Source organism: Paenochrobactrum glaciei (assembly GCF_039522165.1).
GTDB lineage: Bacteria > Pseudomonadota > Alphaproteobacteria > Rhizobiales > Rhizobiaceae > Paenochrobactrum > Paenochrobactrum glaciei.
Map to the genome: position 1 here is coordinate 1 of NZ_BAAADE010000039.1, position 948 is coordinate 948.

Sequence of the window (948 nt, forward strand, 5' to 3'; positions counted from 1 at the left end):
GTGCTGTTGGCATGCTGATTGAGCATCTGAGTGAGTATACGAGTGAAACTGCTGCACTTGTGGCTATTTCTAATAAGCTCGGCTGTTCTGCCGATAGTCTTCGCAGTTGGTCACGTCAGCAGCAGCGCGATAGCGGTGAGCGTTCAGGCCCAACGAGTGCGGAAAAGGCTAGGATCAAAGAACTCGAGCGTGAAGTCCGAGAGCTACGGCAAGCCAATGAGATTTTACGCAAAGCTTCGGCTTATTTTGCCCAAGCGGAGCTCGACCGCCCGTTTCGCAAATGATTGCATTTGTTGAAGATAACCGCCTCTCTTTCGGGGTCGAGCCAATTTGCAAAGTACTGCCGATTGCCCCGTCTACATATTACGATAGAGCTGTAATTGCCCGTGATCCTACACGTGCGTCAGATCGTGCCAAATCTGATGCGAACATATGCAGCGAGATCAGCAGAGTTTTTGATGACAATCGCCGGGTCTATGGCGCTAGAAAAATTTGGCATGCCTTGCGCAGAGAAGGCCATGATGTAGCACGCTGTACAGTAGAGCGATTAATGCGAACTCTTGGTTTGCAAGGCGTGGTGCGTGGAAAGAAAACCATTACTACCAATCCTGATAAAACTCGTCCCTGTCCACTTGATAAGGTCAACCGCCAGTTTAATGCACAGCAACCAGATCAACTATGGGTCTCTGACTTTACGTATTGTCCCACTTGGTCAGGAATGGTTTATGTTGCTTTTGTCATTGATGTTTTTGCCCGCAGAATAGTCGGTTGGCGTGTCTCCACTTCAATGACAACTCAACTCGTTCTTGATGCGTTGGAGCAAGCCATCTGGCAGCGTAGACCCGCTATGAATAAGGCTTTGACCCACCACTCGGATCGCGGATCTCAATATCTTTCGATGAAATATACCGAGCGGCTGGCTGCGGCTCAGATAGAGCCTTCGGTTGG

General features: G+C 49.6%; 1 pseudogene and 1 other annotated feature. The pseudogene reads left to right on the top strand.

Annotation, left to right across the window (positions count from 1 at the left end):
- A pseudogene (locus tag ABDZ76_RS17565) lies at window positions 1-948 on the top strand (IS3 family transposase); the annotation flags it as partial.
- Window positions 239-355: a sequence feature (AL1L pseudoknot), on the top strand. Its footprint overlaps the pseudogene before it by 117 nt.